Source organism: Caballeronia grimmiae, from assembly GCF_022879615.1.
Lineage (GTDB): Bacteria > Pseudomonadota > Gammaproteobacteria > Burkholderiales > Burkholderiaceae > Caballeronia > Caballeronia grimmiae.
In genome coordinates this window covers 178,040-195,578 of record NZ_CP084273.1, presented here as the reverse complement: position 1 = coordinate 195,578, position 17,539 = coordinate 178,040, and the positions used below count along the sequence as shown (strand labels likewise).

The window sequence follows — 17,539 nt, the reverse complement described above, 5'->3', positions numbered from 1 at the left end:
AATGCGAGTTCACGTGAAGTTAGGCGAGCTGAACCAAAGTCAGAAAGATGCAATCGTTCATGTAAAGCAGGCATTGAATTCGAATTTTCTGTTTCCCAACAATGTGTTCAGTAGAGAATGGCATACCTTCCGATTCTTTGAATCTGATCGTATGTTCGAAAGTGGATTTGTCGAGGTGGTTCGATCGCTTCTAGCAGCCGAATCCGCGCATCTTGCTTGCATGGTCAATCTTGATAGGTCGGATGACTTCAAGACAGAATTAATTGAGGCCGCTTTCCTTCAATCTCAAACCAGCGGTCACGAGTTCGACGATGTACTTCGGGAGGGCGGTCCCCAAAGCGGCTGGCTCTTTAACGTAGATCGTTATGCGTGCTCTTCGGATGTTGGGGCTTGGTGCATATATTGCGAAAAGAGCAACGATGTAGCGGTCATTGCTTTGCGGTTAGATACAGACTTAAGCATATTCACAGAATCTATGCGTCTGCTCGATGCGCAACCCATACGCGACCTTCTGGATGGCAGTCAGTCAAATCGATTCCCGTTCAATCGGATGGTCGGTGAGTGGCGGCAGGGTCTAAGCGAGTCCTATGTAGATAAGTAATTGGAGGATGCACACGGTAGAGGAGGGCAACGTCAGACAAGCAGAGACTTGTATGAGTTGCGAGACAGCGTACTCACCGGACTGATGGTCGGCATCGGCTCGATAGTGCTCCTGTTCGCGAACGGTGCGCACCTTCTGCTTAGATACGGACCGGCTAAAGCAGGTGCATATCGCATTTGCAAATGGGCAAGCAAAGTCTGCTGAAGACCTTAAGGACCTGCACGATGCAATCTTGCAAGCACTAGAGACAGGCACAGGTAAAGGATGTTTTCAGGCTGAAATACGCCTACTCATGGGGAGCGATTGAATCGTTCCTTGATCCCCGTAGCGGTATGTCTGAAATAGTACTTTCTTGGAGCTAGGCCCGAAGGTCAAGGACGATCATCGACGCAAATATGAACGCGTAACCCTTCGACCCGGCTCATGCCGGGCCTTTCATGACCTGACTTACCAGCAGTCCTATGAATGTCAAGAAAAGGCTGGCGGCTCTGCCGCTTACAGCCCTCGTATCGTTTGCGGCCAATGCGCAACAAGCGCCGACGCCAGCGGACCAAGCCGCTGCGGCACGCGCCAACGCGGAGCAGAATCAGCAGATTCAGCAGCAACGCGAAGCGCAACAACGCGACGCCGCCGTACAAGCGCCAGCCGTGCGTTCGGCGGTTCCAGCAGCCGGGGTCTATCCCGAACTGCCGAGCGAATCACCGTGCTTTCGCGTTGACACGTTCGCACTCGATACGCCTGCGACGTTGCCCGAGGCGGTGCGCGCTAAAGGCGCATCGTCACTGCCGCTGGACCCGTTCGCGTTCGCGCGTGAATGGCTCGATCACTACAAAGGGCAATGCGTCGGCAAGGACGGCGTGAACCTGATCACGAAAGGGCCTGCAACAAGCGATTCTCAGCCGTGGTCTGGTCACGACGCGCGTGCTGCTGCCCGAACAAGACCTGTCGAGCGGCACGCTCAAGGTCGCGCTGGTGCCCGGGCTGATCCGAGAAGTGCGCTTTGCCGATCCCGTCTCATGGGGCACTTGGAAATCCGCCTTCCCCGCGAGACCCGGCGACGTACTGAATCTGCGCGACTTGGAACAATGCCTCGAACAGATGAAGCGCGTCGCCAGTCAGGACGTCGCGATGAAGATCGAGCCGACCAGCGTACCCGGCGAAAGCGATGTCGTGCTCACGCTGAAGCGTTCGAAGCCGTGGAGCTTCGTCGCATCGGTCGACAATTCGGGCAGCCGCGCGACGGGCAAGCTGCAAGGCAACGTCAGTCTCGGCATCGACAACCTGCTTGGGTTGAACGACATCTTGACGCTTGGGGCCAGCCAGGATCTGTACTTCAAGGATAAGGCGCTCGGCTCACACGGCTTCAACGGTTCGTACTCGATGCCGTGGGGCTACTGGACGGCGACGCTGTTCGGTAACACGAACACGTACTACCAGCAGATCGCAGGCGTGAACCAGACCTTCGTGTCGAGCGGCAATTCGCAGTCGGCCGGGTTGAAACTGGCCCGTGTGCTGCGCCGTGACCAGAACGATGTGTTCGGCGGCTACGTGCAATTGTCGAAGCGCTTCGGCGCAAGTTTCATCGACGACACTGAAATCACGCTGCAACACTGCAACAACACGTTCTTCGAAGCGGGACTGACCGATCGACATTACTTCGGCGGTGCGCAGTTCGATGGGACGCTGGCGTATCGGCAAGGCATCGGCGGGCTGGGTGCGACGCCGGATCCGGCATTGCCGCCTGATGATGGCGTCATCGCACCGACGCCTGCGACGAAACCGAGCGGCCCGACGTATCGTTTCCGCATGGCCGTGTTTGACGCGAATCTGTCGGTGCCGTTCGCTGTCGCGAGCCAGACGCTTCGCTACGTGACGACGTTCCACGGTCAATACACGAACGATACGTTGTTCTACGTCGACGACTTGACGATCGGCAGCCGCTACACGGTGCGCGGCTTCGATGGCGAGCAGATGCTGGCGGGTGAGAAAGGTTTCTATTGGCGCAACGAGTTGCAGGCGCCGATCGGCAAGACCGGCCAGTCGCTCTATGCCGGCATGGACTACGGACGCGTGTTTGGTCCGAACACCGCGTTCCTGGCGGGCACGCAATTGGTCGGTGCTGTAGTTGGCGTGCGCGGGGGCATCCCGGGCAAGTATGCGGGACTGAGCTATGACCTATTCGCAGGAACGCCGATTCACAAGCCATCCGCGTTTGCGACTTCCCGCGTAACCGTTGGCTTCCAGGTGATGGCGCAACTCTGAGGAAAGACCGCACAGAAGGCGCGATCGAGCATCGTCAAAAACGCACAACGAACAAAAGGGCGGCGATAGTCGTTGAGCAAACACCGGGCATATCACGCGGGCATGGTTTCTAGCGTGACGCGCGCCCGCAATGTTCAGCGGTCCCGCTGATCAGCCGTCACACCCCCTTGTTCCACCGCTCGAACCGCTTGCGTGTCACCAGCGCAATCCGGTCCGACGCAAGCGCCGCCAGATTCACAAGCCGTCGCTTCTGCACCGCATCGATCGAGCGGGGCTGCCGGTCGATGCCGCACAGCGCGCCCAGCGCATTGCCCTGCGCGTCGCGCAACGGCGCACCGGCATAGAAGCGAATGCGCGGCTCGCCGGTCACGAGCGGATTCGCACTGAAGCGCACATCGGCGGCGGCGTCATCGACGATAAAAACATCGTTCTGCATGATCGTGAAATTGCAAAACGCCCACGGACGCGGCGTCTCTTGCGCATTGAGTCCCCAACGCGCCTTGAACCATTGACGATCCGGCGTCAACAGCGTCATCAGGCTGATCGGCACCCGCAGTACCTCGGCCGTCAGCTGAACGATTTCATCGAACTCCGGCTCGCTCAGCGTATCGACGAGACCCGTGCGCGCCACGGCCTGCACGCGCGCATCTTCATTCGGCGCGACAGGATAGGACGACGCAGCATCGTCGGGAGGCGTAAGCGCAAGGGATTGAAGCAGCGCCGCCGCGAACGCGGGGCGGTCGGCTGGCGTGTGCAGCAGCGTCACGCGCGACAGGCTGCCGAGGTCCGCCTCCAGCTGCGCGCTGCTCAAATCGGTCACGACGAGCATGCGCATATGCGCAAGGTCGCGCGACTGCAGCAGGCGTCGCGCCATCGAGAGGCGCTCCCAGTCGCCGCGCATCAGTTCAATCGCGATGACAGCCGGCATGGCGACGCCCGCGTCGAGCATCGCGTTGAACGGATCGCTCTGGCCGATGCCGTGCATTCCCGCCGCAGCCACCGCCTCCAGGAAGTCCGGCAGCGCGGCTTCCGATGCCACGACGAGCGCCATCGCATTCTCCACGCGCGCCGCAGCCTGCCGCCCGTTTCCGAGTTGCTCGCGCAACGCGATGACCGCACTTCTGCGCACGCGACGATGACCGCCCGGCGTCTTCCACGATTCGATCATCCCCTGTTCGATCCACGTCTGCGCCGTCTTGACCGACACGCCAAGAATGGCCGCTGCGTCTCGGCTGGTCAGAATGGGATCGTCGTTGGTTGACATGAGGCTCCTTGAGTTGAGGTCGCAAACGATAGCTGGCTTCGGCTTAAAGCACAATCGCCGAATTTGATAGAAACGGCAATTTTTCGCTTGCGCGGTTTCTCAGTTAAATCTACGCTTAACGCAGCTATCGCGCTGTCATCTGCGTCCATCGGTCGCAATTACCCGCAGTTACGAGGAGTGCAGGTAATTATGGCTGCCATCGAGTCGATGAGCAAGACGGCTGAAATTGATAAAAACGGAATGTCTCGATAACGAAGCGGGCGCGAATCGCCGGCAACGCCGCGGACCACGGCGCAACACATAACAAAGCCATGAATCTCAACACCATGTCGATGAAGGCGAAACTCGCCTTGTCATTCAGTTTTCTTACGGGGGTCGTGCTCGTCGTATCGGCGGTATCGATCAACGCGCTCGGCGATGCGAACCGGCGCTTCTCCGGCTATGTGGACGGCGCCAACGCGCGGGCCGCGATGGCCGCGCAGGTTCGCACGGCGGTCGACCGTCGTGCGATCGCAGCGCGCAACATGGCGCTCGTCACGTCGCCCGCCGACTTCGCGCTCGAGAAGGAAGCCGAAGTCCGCGCGCAGGCCGATGTCACCGCGAATCTCGCCAAGCTCGACGCGATGATCGCATCGAGCAGCGACACGACTGCGCAAGCACGCGCGCTGATCGCCGAGATCGAACGCGTCGAATCGCTTTATGCGCCGGTCGCGCGATCCATCGTCGAACTCGCGAGCGAGCATCGGCAGGAGGAAGCCGTCCGGAAGATCAACGACGAATGCCGGCCGCTGCTGGCCGCGCTCGTCGCCGCGACCGACGCCTACTCGACGCACACCCATAGGCGCGCCGAGGAACTCGTGGCAGACGCGCACGAATACTACGTGGCGCAGATGCAAATTCTTGCTGCCATCTGCCTGGGGTCACTTGCCGCTGCGGTGCTGGCGGGCGTGCTCATCACGCGCGGCCTGACGCGTGCGCTCGGCACGGAGCCGGCGACGCTCAAGGAAATCACGCAGCGCGTCGCCTCGGGCGATCTCAGCCCGGTCGGGATGACGCGTACAGCGCCCGCAGGCAGCGTGCTCTCGTCGATGGATGCGATGCAAAAGAGCCTCGTCGCGCTGATCGGCGAAGTGCGCATGGCGGCCGATGGCATCGCCACGGGTTCGATGCAGATCGCCTCCGGCAACGCGGACCTTTCCGCGCGGACGGAGGAGCAGGCATCGTCGCTTCAGGAGACGGCGGCCAGCATGGAAGAACTGACGTCGACGGTTCGGCAGAACGCCGACAACGCGCAACAGGCGAGCACGCTGTCGGCGAACGCGTCGCAGGTGGCGCAACAGGGCAACGCGGTGGTGACGCGCGTCGTCGAGACGATGACCGCCATCAGCGACAGCTCGCTGAAGATCGCGGACATCATCGGGATCATCGAAGGCATCGCGTTTCAGACCAACATTCTCGCGCTGAACGCGGCGGTGGAGGCGGCACGCGCCGGCGAGCAGGGACGCGGGTTTGCGGTGGTGGCGGCGGAAGTGCGCTCGCTCGCGCAGCGTTCGTCGCTTGCGGCGAAGGAAATCAAGGAACTGATCGGCGCGTCGGTGTCGAAAGTCGAAGCGGGCTTCGCGCTCGCTCAGGATGCGGGCACGACGATGAGCGACGTGCTGCGAGCGGTGACGCGCGTGTCGGACATCATGGACGAGATCGCGGCGGCTTCGGGGGAACAGAGCCGCGGCATCGAGCAGGTCAATCAGGCGATCGCGCAGATGGATCGCGTCACGCAACAGAACGCCGCGCTCGTTGAGCAGGCGGCGGCGGCTTCACAGGCGCTCGATGATCAGGGGCGTGTGCTGTCGCGGACGGTGTCGCAGTTTCGTATGGAAGGGGCGGTTGTTTGAGGGACGTGCGGTGCTGGGAGGATGTCGTGCGTGGAGAATGGCGGTGCTGTTGGGCGCCGCCGCGCAGTCAGGTCGCTTGCAGCCAAAGTTCGGCTATTTCACGAAGCGGTTGCGTGGCTCGTGTTCGGCCTACCGGGCATTCTCGTCGGCCTGCGCCGACCCTTTGCGCTGGACATCAACGCGTAGCGCCGCGAGGACGCGAGCCGGCGACGTCGCAGTCCTCCGCGCGGCATGCGGTTTGCGTGCATCGTCGCACCGGCGCATCAGCGCTGATCGAGCGAGCACCGCAAGGAGTGTCAATTGAAAACGACGATCGCACGTATATTTCAGTCCATGGAAAAAGCGGAAAAGGCACGCGACGCGCTCGTGCAGTCGGGCGTTCCCCGCGATGCAATCGACCTGAGCTTCCAGGCGGACGAAGCCGGCCCGGTACGCGGCAATTTCCTGACCGGCGACAGCACCGATTCGATCGGCTGGAAGGAGGAATACGACGCCCGGTTCAGGCATCAGGGCGAAGTGTCACGTTTCATTCTTACCGCGCAGGTGGAAGAGGCGCGCGCAAAAGATGTCGAAGCGATGCTGCAGCAAGCCGGCGGATGCACGGTGGATGCGGTGACAGCGGCGCCAAAGACCGGCGAAGCATGAGCAGACGTTGTTCTTGCTTTCGCTTCGTCCACGCAATGGCGAGCCACGGTGAGCATCCAACGATGGCTTTTATCCAGCGTGCGCGCAATTGTCGCCTCGTTGGCTACGCGGGCCGCGCAATTCGCAGTTCCCTGTATTCGCTGCGCTAGGGGATGCCACGGTTGATAACGCTTTGGCATCCGAATCAAATATTAAAGACACGCTACCGCATCTCGACCACGCACTAACACCCCTTGGCTGGATCGGTGCCCGCAAGTCGGGTCGCCCATTACACCTTCGCGCCCAGGGGCGTGGTGCGGCTAATGAAATCAGCTGTCGCCACGGCAGCGGCGCAATGGACCACCGTAAGCATCATCATGACGATTGCGCACTTGCGTTAAAGCCCCGCACCTGAATCAATCCACCGCCTTGATCGACAGCCCCAGCACCTCGTCCGGCGCCACAGGCCGGCTCAACAAGAACCCCTGCACGAGATCGCATGCGGACTCACGCAGCAACTCCAGTTGCGCCGTCTGCTCGACGCCTTCGGCCGTCACACTGACGCCGAGCGTGCGCGCCATCTGAATGATCCCGCTCACGATGCCCTGCGTCGCGCGATCATCCTGCAGGCGCGCAACGAACGAGCGGTCGATCTTCAGCGTATCGGGCGAGAAATCGGCGAGATAGCGCAGGCTTGAATAACCCGTGCCGAAATCATCGATAGCGATCCGCACGCCCAGCGCCTTCAGCGCCGACAACGTGCGCTGCGCGAGTTCCGGATTCTCCATCAACGCGCTCTCAGTCAGCTCGACTTGCAGGCTCGACGCCGGCAATTCATAGCGGCTCAGCGCATCATTGACGACTTCGACGATCGCCGCATCGCGCAACTGCCGCGACGACACGTTCACCGACACGCCCAGCGAACGCGCGCCCGCGCGCCGCCAGAGCGCTAGCTGGCGCAACGCTTCGTCCATCACCCATGCGCCGATCTCGTTGATAAAGCCCGTTTCTTCGAGTATCGGAATGAACACGCCCGGCGATACCAGCCCGCGCGTCGGATGCCGCCAGCGTATCAGCGCTTCGACGCTGCGGACTTCGAGCGTCCGCGGCTCGTGGATCGCCTGATAGTGCAGCAGGAACTGGCGATTCGCGAGCGCGGCGGGCAGATCGCGCTCCAGCTTGAAGTCGACGATGCGCTCCGTCGACGCCTTGTCTGCGAACGAAAAGCCATTACGTCCTGCCTTTTTTGCGGCATACATGGCGATGTCCGCGCTCGTCAGAAGCGTCTCGTGGTCCGCGCCGTTCTCCGGGAACACCGAGATGCCGATGGACGCCGTGACGAACGCATCGGCGCGCGATGGATCGCCCGATCGCGCGAGCGCAGCCAGAATGTCCTCCGCGATGCCGGCAAGGCGCTGCTTGTCCGAAGCGTGATCGATCAGGACAGCGAACTCATCACCCCCGAGGCGCGCAAGCACGGAGTCGTGAGGCAGCGCGGCCTGAATCAGCTCGCTCAGTGACTTCAGCAAGCGATCGGCGGCTGTATGGCCGAGCGTATCGTTGAGCACCTTGAACCGATCGAGGTCGATGAACATCAGCGCGAACGCCGCGTTTCGCCGGCACCGCTCCTCAATCTTGAGCACCAGCGCGCCACGGTTGGCGAGACCCGTCAGCGAATCCGAGAAAGCCAGCCGGTCAAGCTCGGCAAGCCGCTCCTGTTCGACAGTGATGTCCTCGCTGATCCCGACGATACGCACCAGATCGCCGCGTGCATCGAATACGGGATTGCCGGTGCTTTGAATCCAGCGTACGCCGCGGCGCGGATGTTGAATGCGGTAGCGGGCGCGGCCGCCCGTCTTCAGTCGCGTAATGCGGTGCATCGCGTCGTCAAGCTGCTGCCGGTCCTCGGGCAGCACGAGATCGATCCACGCCTGCGGACGCTCGCGCATCGTCCGCGCGTCGATGCCGAAGACAGACGCGCATCCCGCGCTGACGTGGTGAAAATAGGTGTAGTCCGCGCTGTACGAATAGAAGCAGAGGCCGACGTGCGCCTCCATTTCGGACATGAGCAATTCTTTTGCGCGCAGGTCGGCGGCAAGCTCCGCTTCCTGCGTGATATCGAGCGATGCGCAGAGAATCGCGTGCACGCCGCCCTGGCCGTCGTCGATCGGAATCAGGCGCGATTGCCACTTCTTCGGCACGCCCGCCGTGGTGGGACACGAGGCAACGAACGCGCTGCGCGAGCCCTTCATCGCCGCATCGAAGGCGCTGCGTGCGGCGCTCGCCTCATCGCCGGACCAGAAGCCCAGCCAGTTCGCGCCCGCGAGTTGTTCGGGGCCGCTCGCCTGCATCAGTTCGGCGCCGTATTCGGAGATGCGCAACATGCGGCCATCGGCGTCGAGCAGTTTCAGGCATTCGCGGTTGGCATCGAGCAAGGCTTTCGCGAGCGCCGATGTCGCCTTCGCGCGTGTGTGTTGACGGCGCGCATGACGCAGCCCGGCCATGAGGACGAGCATAGCGGCCCCCGCGCCGATGCAGAAAGCTGCCTCCTCCGATACCGACGCGAGCGCGAACCAGGCCAGCGCCCACGCGCCCGCAGCCGCGAGAAAAATCTGCGCGATGCTCGCGAGCGGCAGCGACGTGGCGCTTCTCGCGCGCATCGACAGGAAAAAGGAGAGAAAGCCCTGGTTACGGGCGGACGACGCGATTCGCGGTGTCTCGCCGCGAATAGGGAGGGCTGCCGAAGCTCCGGGACGAATGGTTTGAGGCATGTGCGAAGCAATACCGACGTGCGGTGGACGAGCGGCCAGCTCGGCCCGAAGTGGCCGAAGGGCTATAGCTGGTTTACGTCGCGAGGACGCGATGCTTTAGGGTGATCGTGCGGAGGATCGAAGGATCGGCGGCGGCTCCGCCGATCCTCGCTAAGCGGGAGCCGCTCTATTGCGCTGCATTCCACGTATGCGCGGTGGTGCGCCACTGTCCGTCGCTGCTCCTGGTCATCACCTTGAGCAGCACGCCTTGATACTGCGTTTTCTTGCCGTCCTTGTCGGCTACGGCGGTCCAGTTGGCGGTTTCGTACATGACGTTGCCGACGCGCCGCGCATTGACGACATCCGTCGTGTGGTTGCCGACGCCTGCCTTGAAATAGCCGTCGAATAATTTCTCGATATCCGCACGGCCCTTGACCGTCTTGCCATTTCCCGGCGATACCACGGCGTTCTCGTCATAGAGCGAGGCGAGTTTCTTCGCATCGCCGCTGTTGAAGGTTTTGTCCCAGGCCGCGTTGGCCTTCTGCGCCAAAGCGTCATCCGCTGCATGAACGATATACGGCGCGGCCGCGAACAGCGCGGCGCAGGCGCTCAGGCACGCAATTGTCTTCTTTATCGCTTGTCTCCATGATTGTTTCGTCGTACGTACAAGTACCGACAATGCGAGACGCTGCCGTATTCGGCGTGCGGCGATGCCTGCAGTGTGTGGCGCACGAAGTATAGGAAGCGTGCAACGACGTAAGCAATTAACGGGAGATCGAGGCATGAACGTTCGCACGGCATGCGCGGTGAACGTGCGTATTGCAATGCCGCGCCGCTACTCCTGATAAACCGCCGACAGCACGTTCTCCGCATCCGTCTGCGCGTTATCCAGTTGGACGAGGCTCGCATGACGCGCGCCGAGCGGATCGCGGTTCATGATTGCAGTGAGGATCGCCTTATGGCGAGGCAAGGAAAGCGCGTGCGTATCCGGATGACGGCTCGTCAGCTTGATCGACTCCGACAGCGCGAGCGACAGCATATGGCCGATATACATGAGCATGTCGTTGTGCGTCGCCGACATGATCGCGCGATGAAAGTCGAGGTCGGGCGCGAGCAGCGCTTCAGGTGTCTCCGCACTGGACATGCGCTCGAAGGCATCGCGGATGCGCGTGAGATCGTCGTCCGTCGCGTTCGATGCCGCAAGTGCCGCCGCAGCCGGCTCGATGATCCTTCGCACGACCAGCAGCGAGTTGAAGAACGTGCTCTCGTTCACGCTGTTCATGGTCCAGAAGAGCACGTCGGGATCGAGCATGTGCCATTCGTCGCGCGGCCGCACGATGCTGCCGAGACGCGGCTTCGACAGCACGAGCCCCTTCGCGACCAGCACGCGGGTTGCTTCGCGCAGAACCGGCCGGCTCACGCCGTAGGACTCGCACAGCTTCGCCTCGGCGGGCAGGCGCTCACCGGGCGAAAGCCTGCCGCTCACGATCTCGATGCCAAGCTCCTGCACGATGCGCGCGTGCATGCTCTTGCGGGGAAGGGGATGGCGATAGTCCATGCCGTTCCTCAGCGCGATGCCGCGCGATGACCGAATGCGCGCTGCGACAGGCAGAACACGAGCAGCAGCGCGCCGACCGCGATCTTCGTCCACCACGAACTGAGCGAGCCGTCGAACGAGATCAGCGTCTGAATGATGCCGAGCAACAGCACGCCGAACAGCGTGCCGATTACATAGCCGACACCGCCAGTCAGTAACGTCCCGCCGATGACGACGGACGCAATGGCATCGAGTTCGAGGCCCATTGCATGCAGACCGTATCCTGAGAGCATGTAGAACGTGAACAGCACGCCGCCGAGCGACGAGCAGAAGCCCGACAGAGCATAGGCGCCGATGGTGGCGCCATGCACCGGCAGGCCCATCAGCAACGCGGAGTGCGGATTGCCGCCGACCGCATAAATGGAGCGGCCGAACGGCGTGTAGTGCGCGACGAATACGGCAATCGCAAGCACGACGAGCGCAATGACCGCACCGATCGAAAGCGATGCATCGCTCATTACCGGTATGCGAATCTGCGACACGGCCGCATACCACGGATGCGTGATGCTGATCGAATCGATGCTGATCAGATAGCACAGGCCGCGCGCGAGGAACATGCCCGCGAGCGTCACGATGAACGGCTGCAGCCGGAAGCGCGCAATGAGCCAGCCCATGAACGTGCCGAATGCCGTGCCCATCAGGAGCACGAGCGGGATGACCGCGAGCGGATGCCAGCCCGCTTTCTCGACGAGCGCGGCGGAGACCATCGTCGTCAGCGCGATCACCGATCCCACGGACAGATCGATACCGCCCGACAAAATCACGAACGTCTGACCGACCGCGACGACAATCAGGAACGCGTTATCGATCAGCAGATTGAGGAAGACTTGCGGCGAGAGAAAGCCGGTGTACATCGTCGAGCCGATCACGGAGACCGCGATGAACAGCGCGATCGTCGCGGCGAGCGGCAGATAGCGGCTCTGCGTGCGGCTGCGCCATGGTGCGCGGCCGCCATGACCCGGCGTGATCGGCACGCTTGGCGGTTTCGGCAAGCGCGAATTCATCGGTGCACCTCACGATCGGAAAGGGCAGGGCGGCGCGCGAACTTCGCGACCGTTGCGCGAAACTCGCCGGATTGCAGCATCATCACCGCGAACACGACGATCGCCTTGACGACGAGATTCACTTCCGGCGGCACGCCCAGCGAATAGATGAGATAGGTAAGCGTCTGGATGATCAGCGCGCCGATCACGCTGCCCGCCAACGTGAAGCGCCCGCCCGTGAGCGCCGTTCCGCCGAGCGTGACGGCGAGGATCGCATCGAGTTCCAGCAGCAGGCCGGCGTTGTTGCCATCGGCGCTCTTCACGTTGGAACTGATCAGAATGCCCGCGACGCCTGCACACAGGCCGCTGAACGCATAAGCGCCGAGCGTCAGCCGCCGCGCCTGCACGCCGGCAACGCGCGCTGCGGTCGGATTGATGCCGACGGCCTGCAGAAAGAGCCCGAGCGCCGTGCGCGTGATGGCGAGATACAGCAGCGCGAACACGAGCGCGACAATCAGAATCGATACGGGCAGGCCGAGGAAATACCCGCCGCCGAAGAAGAAGTACGGCGAATAGTAAATGGTGATGATCTGACCGCTCGTGATGAGCTGCGCGATGCCGCGTCCCGCGACCATCAGAATCAATGTCGCGATGATCGGCTGCATGCCCGCACGCGCGACGAGCAAGCCGTTCCACACGCCGCATAACAACGCGACGCCGAGCGCCGCCAACAGCACGACGGGCAGCGGAAAGCGCGTGACGTTGCCTGCAATCGACCCGCCGATGGCCCACGCGGCGACCGCGCCCGCAATCGCGACGATCGCGCCCACGGATATGTCGATGCCGCGCGTGGCGATCACGATCGTCATGCCGAGCGACACCACGGCGAGCGGCGCCGCGCGATTGAGAATGTCGATGAGGCTGCCGTACAGATGGCCATCGCGCCATTCGATGTGCAGGAAACCGGGATTGAACGCCGCGTTCAACGCGAGCAGCAGCGCGAGCGTGACGATGGGCCAGCCCAGCCGATGTTCGAGCGCAGCGCGTAGCGCGTTGGGTCGCACGGCATCATCCATGTTCGGCTCCGATCATTTCGCACACGGTGTCCTCGCTCGTGCCCGCAGGCAATTCGCCGACCTTGCGCCGGTCGCGCATCACGACGATACGATTCGCTATCCGAACGATCTCCGATATCTCAGACGAGATGAAAAGCACCGCCATGCCCGTCGAAGCGAGCCGCAGGATTTCATCCATGATTTCCTGCTTCGCCGCCACGTCGATGCCGCGCGTGGGTTCGTCGAGGATCAGGAGGCGTGGTTCGGTGGCAAGCCATCGCGCGATGAGCGCCTTTTGCTGATTGCCGCCCGACAGCAGCCCGATAGGCATGTCGAGCGTCGCGGCCTTGATGCCGAGCGCACGCACGAACCGTTCGGCGAGCGCGTTCTGCTCTGCACGCGACAGGCAGCGCCGAGCGCCGAGCCGCGCCTGCAACGCGAGCGCGATGTTCTCGCGCAGCGACAGCTCCGCGACGATGCCGTCCGCCTTGCGCTCCTCCGGGCAAAACGCGAGACCGTGACGGATCGCGTGTGCGGGCGTTGCGAATTCGACCGGCACGCCGTCGATTTGCAATTCGCCCTCGTCCGGCTTTTCGAGTCCAAACAACAGTCTCGCGAGTTCCGTGCGGCCCGAGCCGAGCAAGCCCGCGACGCCGACGACTTCGCCCGCGCGCACGCGCAGATCCAGCGGCTGCAATTGCCCCTTCTGGCCAAGGCGTGAGGCGTCGAGCAGCGCGTCGTCGGCCGAGGCCGTATCGGTTTCTTCGGGCGGTGCTTGCCGCGCCTGCGCGGCGGCCAGTTCGCGGCCAAGCATCGCAGCGATCAGCGCTTGCGCATTCAACTCGCTCGCGGGCCATGCGCCGACGAGGCGGCTATTGCGCAATACGGTGATGCGATCCGAGATCGCATAGACCTGGTTGAGAAAGTGCGTGACGAAGAGAATCGCAAGACCTTGCGCGCGCAAGCGGCGCAGTACGTCGAAGAGGAGGCGCACTTCTTCTTCGTCGAGACTGGACGTCGGCTCATCGAGAATCAGCACTTTCGATGACAGCTTCAACGCACGCGCAATCGCCACCATCTGCTGAACGGCGACCGAGTAACTCGTGAGCAGGCGCGTCACATCGATATCGAGCCCGATGCGTGCAAGCAACTCGCGCGCTTCGCGATTCGTCGCGTCCCAGTCGATGCGGAACGCATGCAGCGCCCCGCGCCGTGGGAACGATCCGCTCAGGATGTTCTCGGCGACGGACAGGTTAGGGCAGAGATTCACTTCCTGATAGACCGTGCTGATGCCGAGCCGCTGCGCCTCTTGCGGCGAGCCGGGGCGGATTGCGTGGCCATCGAGCATGATGTCGCCGGCGTCGAGACTGACGACGCCGGTGAGCACCTTGATGAGCGTCGACTTGCCCGCGCCGTTCTGCCCCATCAGCGCATGAACCTCGCCCGGATAGAGGGTGAGGTTCACGCCGGCCAGCGCATGCACGCCGGCGAAGCGCTTGTCGATGCCGCGCAGCTCGAGTACGGGCGCGGCGTCCGTCGGCCTTGGCGATGTCATCGTCGCTCAGTACTTGCGGTTCGGAAATTCCTTCGCCGCGACTTCCATCGGGAAGATGCTTTCCTGCGTCACGATACGCTTCGGGACGGGCTTGCCCGCCTTGATGTCCTTCACTACCGACATCAACTGCGGCCCGAGCAGCGGACTGCATTCGACGGATACGTTCAGCTTGCCGGCCATCATCGCTTCGAACGCGCCCTTCACGCCATCGACCGAAATGATGATGATGTCCTTGCCCGGCTTCATGCCCGCTTCTTCGATCGCCTGAATCGCGCCGATCGCCATGTCGTCGTTGTGTGCGTAGAGCACGTTGATCTTCTTGCCGTCGGCCTTGAGGAACGCTTCCATCACCTCCTTGCCTTTGGCGCGTGTGAAGTCGCCGGTCTGCGAACGGATGATCTTGTACTTCGGGTCCGCCTTGATGATTTCCTCGAAGCCCTTCTTCCGGTCGATGGCGGGCGCGGAGCCGACCGTGCCTTGCAATTCGACGATATTCACAGGCCCGGGATTGCTCTTCATCTTGTCGACGAGCCAGCGCCCTGCCTTGCGGCCTTCTTCGGTGAAGTCGGAGCCGATGAAGGTGACGTAAAGCGATTCGTCCTTGCTGCTGATTGCGCGATCGGTGAGCACGACGGGGATTTTTGCGTTCTTCGCTTCGATGAGCACAGTGTCCCATCCCGTTTCTACGACGGGCGAAAACGCGATGACATCGACTCGTTGCGCGATGTACGAGCGGATCGCCTTGATCTGGTTCTCCTGCTTTTGCTGTGCGTCGGAAAACTTCAGGTCGATGCCCGCCTCCTTGGCGCTCGACTTGATCGACTGCGTATTCGCGGTGCGCCATTCACTCTCGGCGCCGACTTGCGCGAAGCCGAGCACCATGGGTTTTTGCGCGAAACTCACTGCCGGCAACATGCCGCTCAATGATGCAGCGGCCATCGCGGCCAATACGGTGCGGCGTCTCATCAGTGTTTCCTCCATTCGTTCGCTGTTGAATTATTGGTCTTCGAATGCTTTTGGAATGCACGTCTGAATCTGTTTTCAGGTATCCCGCGGCCGCCAGAGGGGCTGTTCTCTCGCTATTTGGGTTTTTGTCTTTGCGAGGACGCGGCGTCGAGATAGGTAGACTATATGAAGGTCTTCGGCGGGTTTTTATCCATGTAAACCCGCTTGAGGGAAGACATAGTCTGACGATCTCGGCGCTGCTCGCCGCAAGCGAATGACTACCCGGCCAACTCGAGCACGAAAAAAAACCCGCCGAACTTCGACGGGTTTCTCGCACAACGAGTCCGGTCCGAAGCCGGACCGCTGAATCAGTAAGTGCCAGCCGGCGCGCGCACGCTGGTGGAAACGATGTACGGGGCCTCGGTACTCAGCTCCACTCGGACTTCTCCGACGGACATCACATCGCCCTTGGGCGCGGCACTGCCGTTCACGCGCACGAACGACACCGCATACTCCCGCCCGGCTGGGCCACCCATCTTCAGGAGCGCTGCGGTCGCCGGAAACTCGAGCGTCACCATGCCGTGATGCGCGGCCCCGGCGACTTCGAATGCACCAACCGTCCCGAGGAAATGCTTGGAACGCACTTCATCGATATCGACGCCGTCCGGCAGATTCAGATAGACGTTATAGAAGTAGCCACCCGCTGCGCCGGCAGTCGTCAGCATCACGTCGTCGAGGACGATCTTGACGGACTTGTACTGGCTCGACTTGCTGGCTGCAGGCGATGCAGCGTTCGACGCGCCGCGCGACGCTGCATCGAAGCTCTCCGCAGTCGTCGACAAAAGATCCTGCAACGGCTTGGTCGAATTCGCTTCGCCGATCACGCGCGCACTGACCGACGCTTCCCTCAGCGTCAGGCCCTTGATGCCGCCAATCGAGCGGCGGCCGTTTGCAATGTTGCGCGCCGCCGTTGCAGCAAAGGTGGCGATGGGCGGGCGAGCGCGAATCTGCGCGACCTGCGCCTGCACGCGGATGATGCCTCCTCGTTGCGCGGACGGCGGCATCGTCGTGGGACGCGTGGTGTCCGCATAGTCATAGCCAAGGCGCGAGCGGTTCGAGTACGTTTGTTCCTTGTTGATCGTGAGACCCGGCGCGTAAGTGAACGTGCCCGCCCAGTACGGATCGCTCGGCGGCGGCATGGTTCGTCCATCGGGCAGCGCCCAGGCGTGCCACAGACGGTCGACGTTCGCGTGATGCAGGTAGAAGATCGGATCGCGCGGCGATTGCATCGTCGCCATTGCATTGCCGATGATGTTATGCACAGGATTGTGCGGAGCGCTCTCGAATTTCTCTTCGAACGAGTTCGCCGTGCCGCGCTGGAAGTTCACGACCGAATACGAGAACGGCGACAGGTCCAGTGCGCTGTACACGTTCGTGTTGAGACGCGGACAGTACAGCGGGTTGCCGCTCGCGTTGTCGGTGAATTCACTGGGAATATGCGGGTTCTTGAACCAGTCCCAGTAGGGCAGCGTGAAGCTCGCATCGCCGGTGATGCGCTTCATCTGCTGCTCGAGATAGTAGAGATAACCGCGGTGCCAGGCGAGGAAGTACGGTGCGCGATGCGGGCAGTAGTTCGCATGCACATTCGTCCAGTACTGCCACGAGTTCGGATCGTTGGCGTTGGGATTGGCCATCATGGAGCGCACGCAGTTCAGAAACGATGCGTATTGCGGGGTCTGCTTGTACTGCTGCCACTCCACGCGGACCACGTTGGTCGCCGCAACGGCCATATAGGGAAACGCAGCCCATGAAAGCGTCGATGCAGCGCCGCCGAGGAATGCTCGTCGGGAAAGTTTAAGGCGGCTCAAGATGTTCTCCGGTACATAGTACGACGAATTAAACACGACACGATCAGTCCATGCGAAGCCAGCGATCTTGCGGTGGATCGCGCTTCGATGCTCGTGCTGGATGACGAACTGGGAGACCGTGGCGACGAACAACGTGCCTTTAC

Annotated in this window: 12 protein-coding genes and 1 pseudogene; 4 read left to right on the top strand and 9 right to left on the bottom strand. The window is 62.1% G+C overall.

What is annotated here, in order from left to right; all coding sequences use genetic code 11:
- Nucleotide 1: 1 nt before the first annotated feature.
- Nucleotides 2–601 (top strand): hypothetical protein, encoded by a 600-nt coding sequence (locus tag LDZ21_RS20175; protein ID WP_244796466.1) that lies wholly within the window; start codon nucleotides 2–4, stop codon nucleotides 599–601.
- Between the two features lie 461 nt (nucleotides 602–1,062).
- Nucleotides 1,063–2,863: pseudogene (locus LDZ21_RS20170) on the top strand (ShlB/FhaC/HecB family hemolysin secretion/activation protein).
- 157 nt (nucleotides 2,864–3,020) lie between these two features.
- On the opposite strand, the gene LDZ21_RS20165 reads toward LDZ21_RS20170, so the two are convergent.
- A complete protein-coding gene (locus LDZ21_RS20165; protein WP_244796465.1) occupies nucleotides 3,021–4,127 on the bottom strand; it encodes a helix-turn-helix domain-containing protein in 1,107 nt (368 codons plus the stop codon).
- A 311-nt stretch (nucleotides 4,128–4,438) separates the two neighbouring features.
- On the opposite strand from LDZ21_RS20165, the gene LDZ21_RS20160 reads away from it, so the two are divergent.
- A complete protein-coding gene (locus tag LDZ21_RS20160; protein ID WP_244796464.1) occupies nucleotides 4,439–6,019 on the top strand; it encodes a methyl-accepting chemotaxis protein in 1,581 nt (526 codons plus the stop codon).
- Between the two features lie 300 nt (nucleotides 6,020–6,319).
- Nucleotides 6,320–6,664, top strand: coding sequence for a hypothetical protein (locus LDZ21_RS20155; protein ID WP_244796463.1), 345 nt, complete (start codon nucleotides 6,320–6,322; stop codon nucleotides 6,662–6,664).
- 395 nt (nucleotides 6,665–7,059) lie between these two features.
- Here LDZ21_RS20155 and LDZ21_RS20150 read toward each other — a convergent pair whose 3' ends face one another.
- The 8 genes from LDZ21_RS20150 to LDZ21_RS20115 all read right to left on the bottom strand — a co-directional run bounded on the left by LDZ21_RS20150 (nucleotide 7,060) and on the right by LDZ21_RS20115 (nucleotide 17,396).
- Entirely contained in the window at nucleotides 7,060–9,414 is a 2,355-nt protein-coding gene (locus LDZ21_RS20150; protein WP_244796462.1) for a putative bifunctional diguanylate cyclase/phosphodiesterase, read from the bottom strand.
- 166 nt (nucleotides 9,415–9,580) lie between these two features.
- A complete protein-coding gene (locus tag LDZ21_RS20145) occupies nucleotides 9,581–9,943 on the bottom strand; it encodes a YybH family protein (RefSeq protein WP_244796461.1) in 363 nt (120 codons plus the stop codon).
- A gap of 285 nt (nucleotides 9,944–10,228) precedes the next feature.
- On the bottom strand, nucleotides 10,229–10,951 hold the full coding sequence (locus LDZ21_RS20140) for a FadR/GntR family transcriptional regulator (RefSeq protein WP_244796460.1): 723 nt from the start codon (nucleotides 10,949–10,951) through the stop codon (nucleotides 10,229–10,231).
- Nucleotides 10,952–10,959: 8 nt separating this feature from the next.
- Nucleotides 10,960–11,994 carry a galactofuranose ABC transporter, permease protein YjfF gene (gene yjfF, locus LDZ21_RS20135; protein WP_244796459.1) on the bottom strand — a complete coding sequence of 345 codons (1,035 nt, stop codon included), beginning with the start codon at nucleotides 11,992–11,994 and terminating at the stop codon, nucleotides 10,960–10,962.
- Nucleotides 11,991–13,049, bottom strand: a complete 1,059-nt coding sequence (locus LDZ21_RS20130; protein ID WP_244796458.1) for an ABC transporter permease — start codon at nucleotides 13,047–13,049, stop codon at nucleotides 11,991–11,993. Before LDZ21_RS20130 ends, yjfF begins: the two co-directional genes overlap by 4 nt.
- Nucleotides 13,042–14,583, bottom strand: coding sequence for a sugar ABC transporter ATP-binding protein (locus tag LDZ21_RS20125; protein ID WP_244796457.1), 1,542 nt, complete (start codon nucleotides 14,581–14,583; stop codon nucleotides 13,042–13,044). Before LDZ21_RS20125 ends, LDZ21_RS20130 begins: the two co-directional genes overlap by 8 nt.
- A gap of 6 nt (nucleotides 14,584–14,589) precedes the next feature.
- Complete coding sequence (locus LDZ21_RS20120) at nucleotides 14,590–15,549, bottom strand: ABC transporter substrate-binding protein (protein ID WP_244796456.1); 960 nt, start codon at nucleotides 15,547–15,549, stop codon at nucleotides 14,590–14,592.
- A gap of 347 nt (nucleotides 15,550–15,896) precedes the next feature.
- Entirely contained in the window at nucleotides 15,897–17,396 is a 1,500-nt protein-coding gene (locus LDZ21_RS20115; RefSeq protein ID WP_244796455.1) for a tyrosinase family protein, read from the bottom strand.
- Between the last annotated feature and the right edge of the window lie 143 nt (nucleotides 17,397–17,539).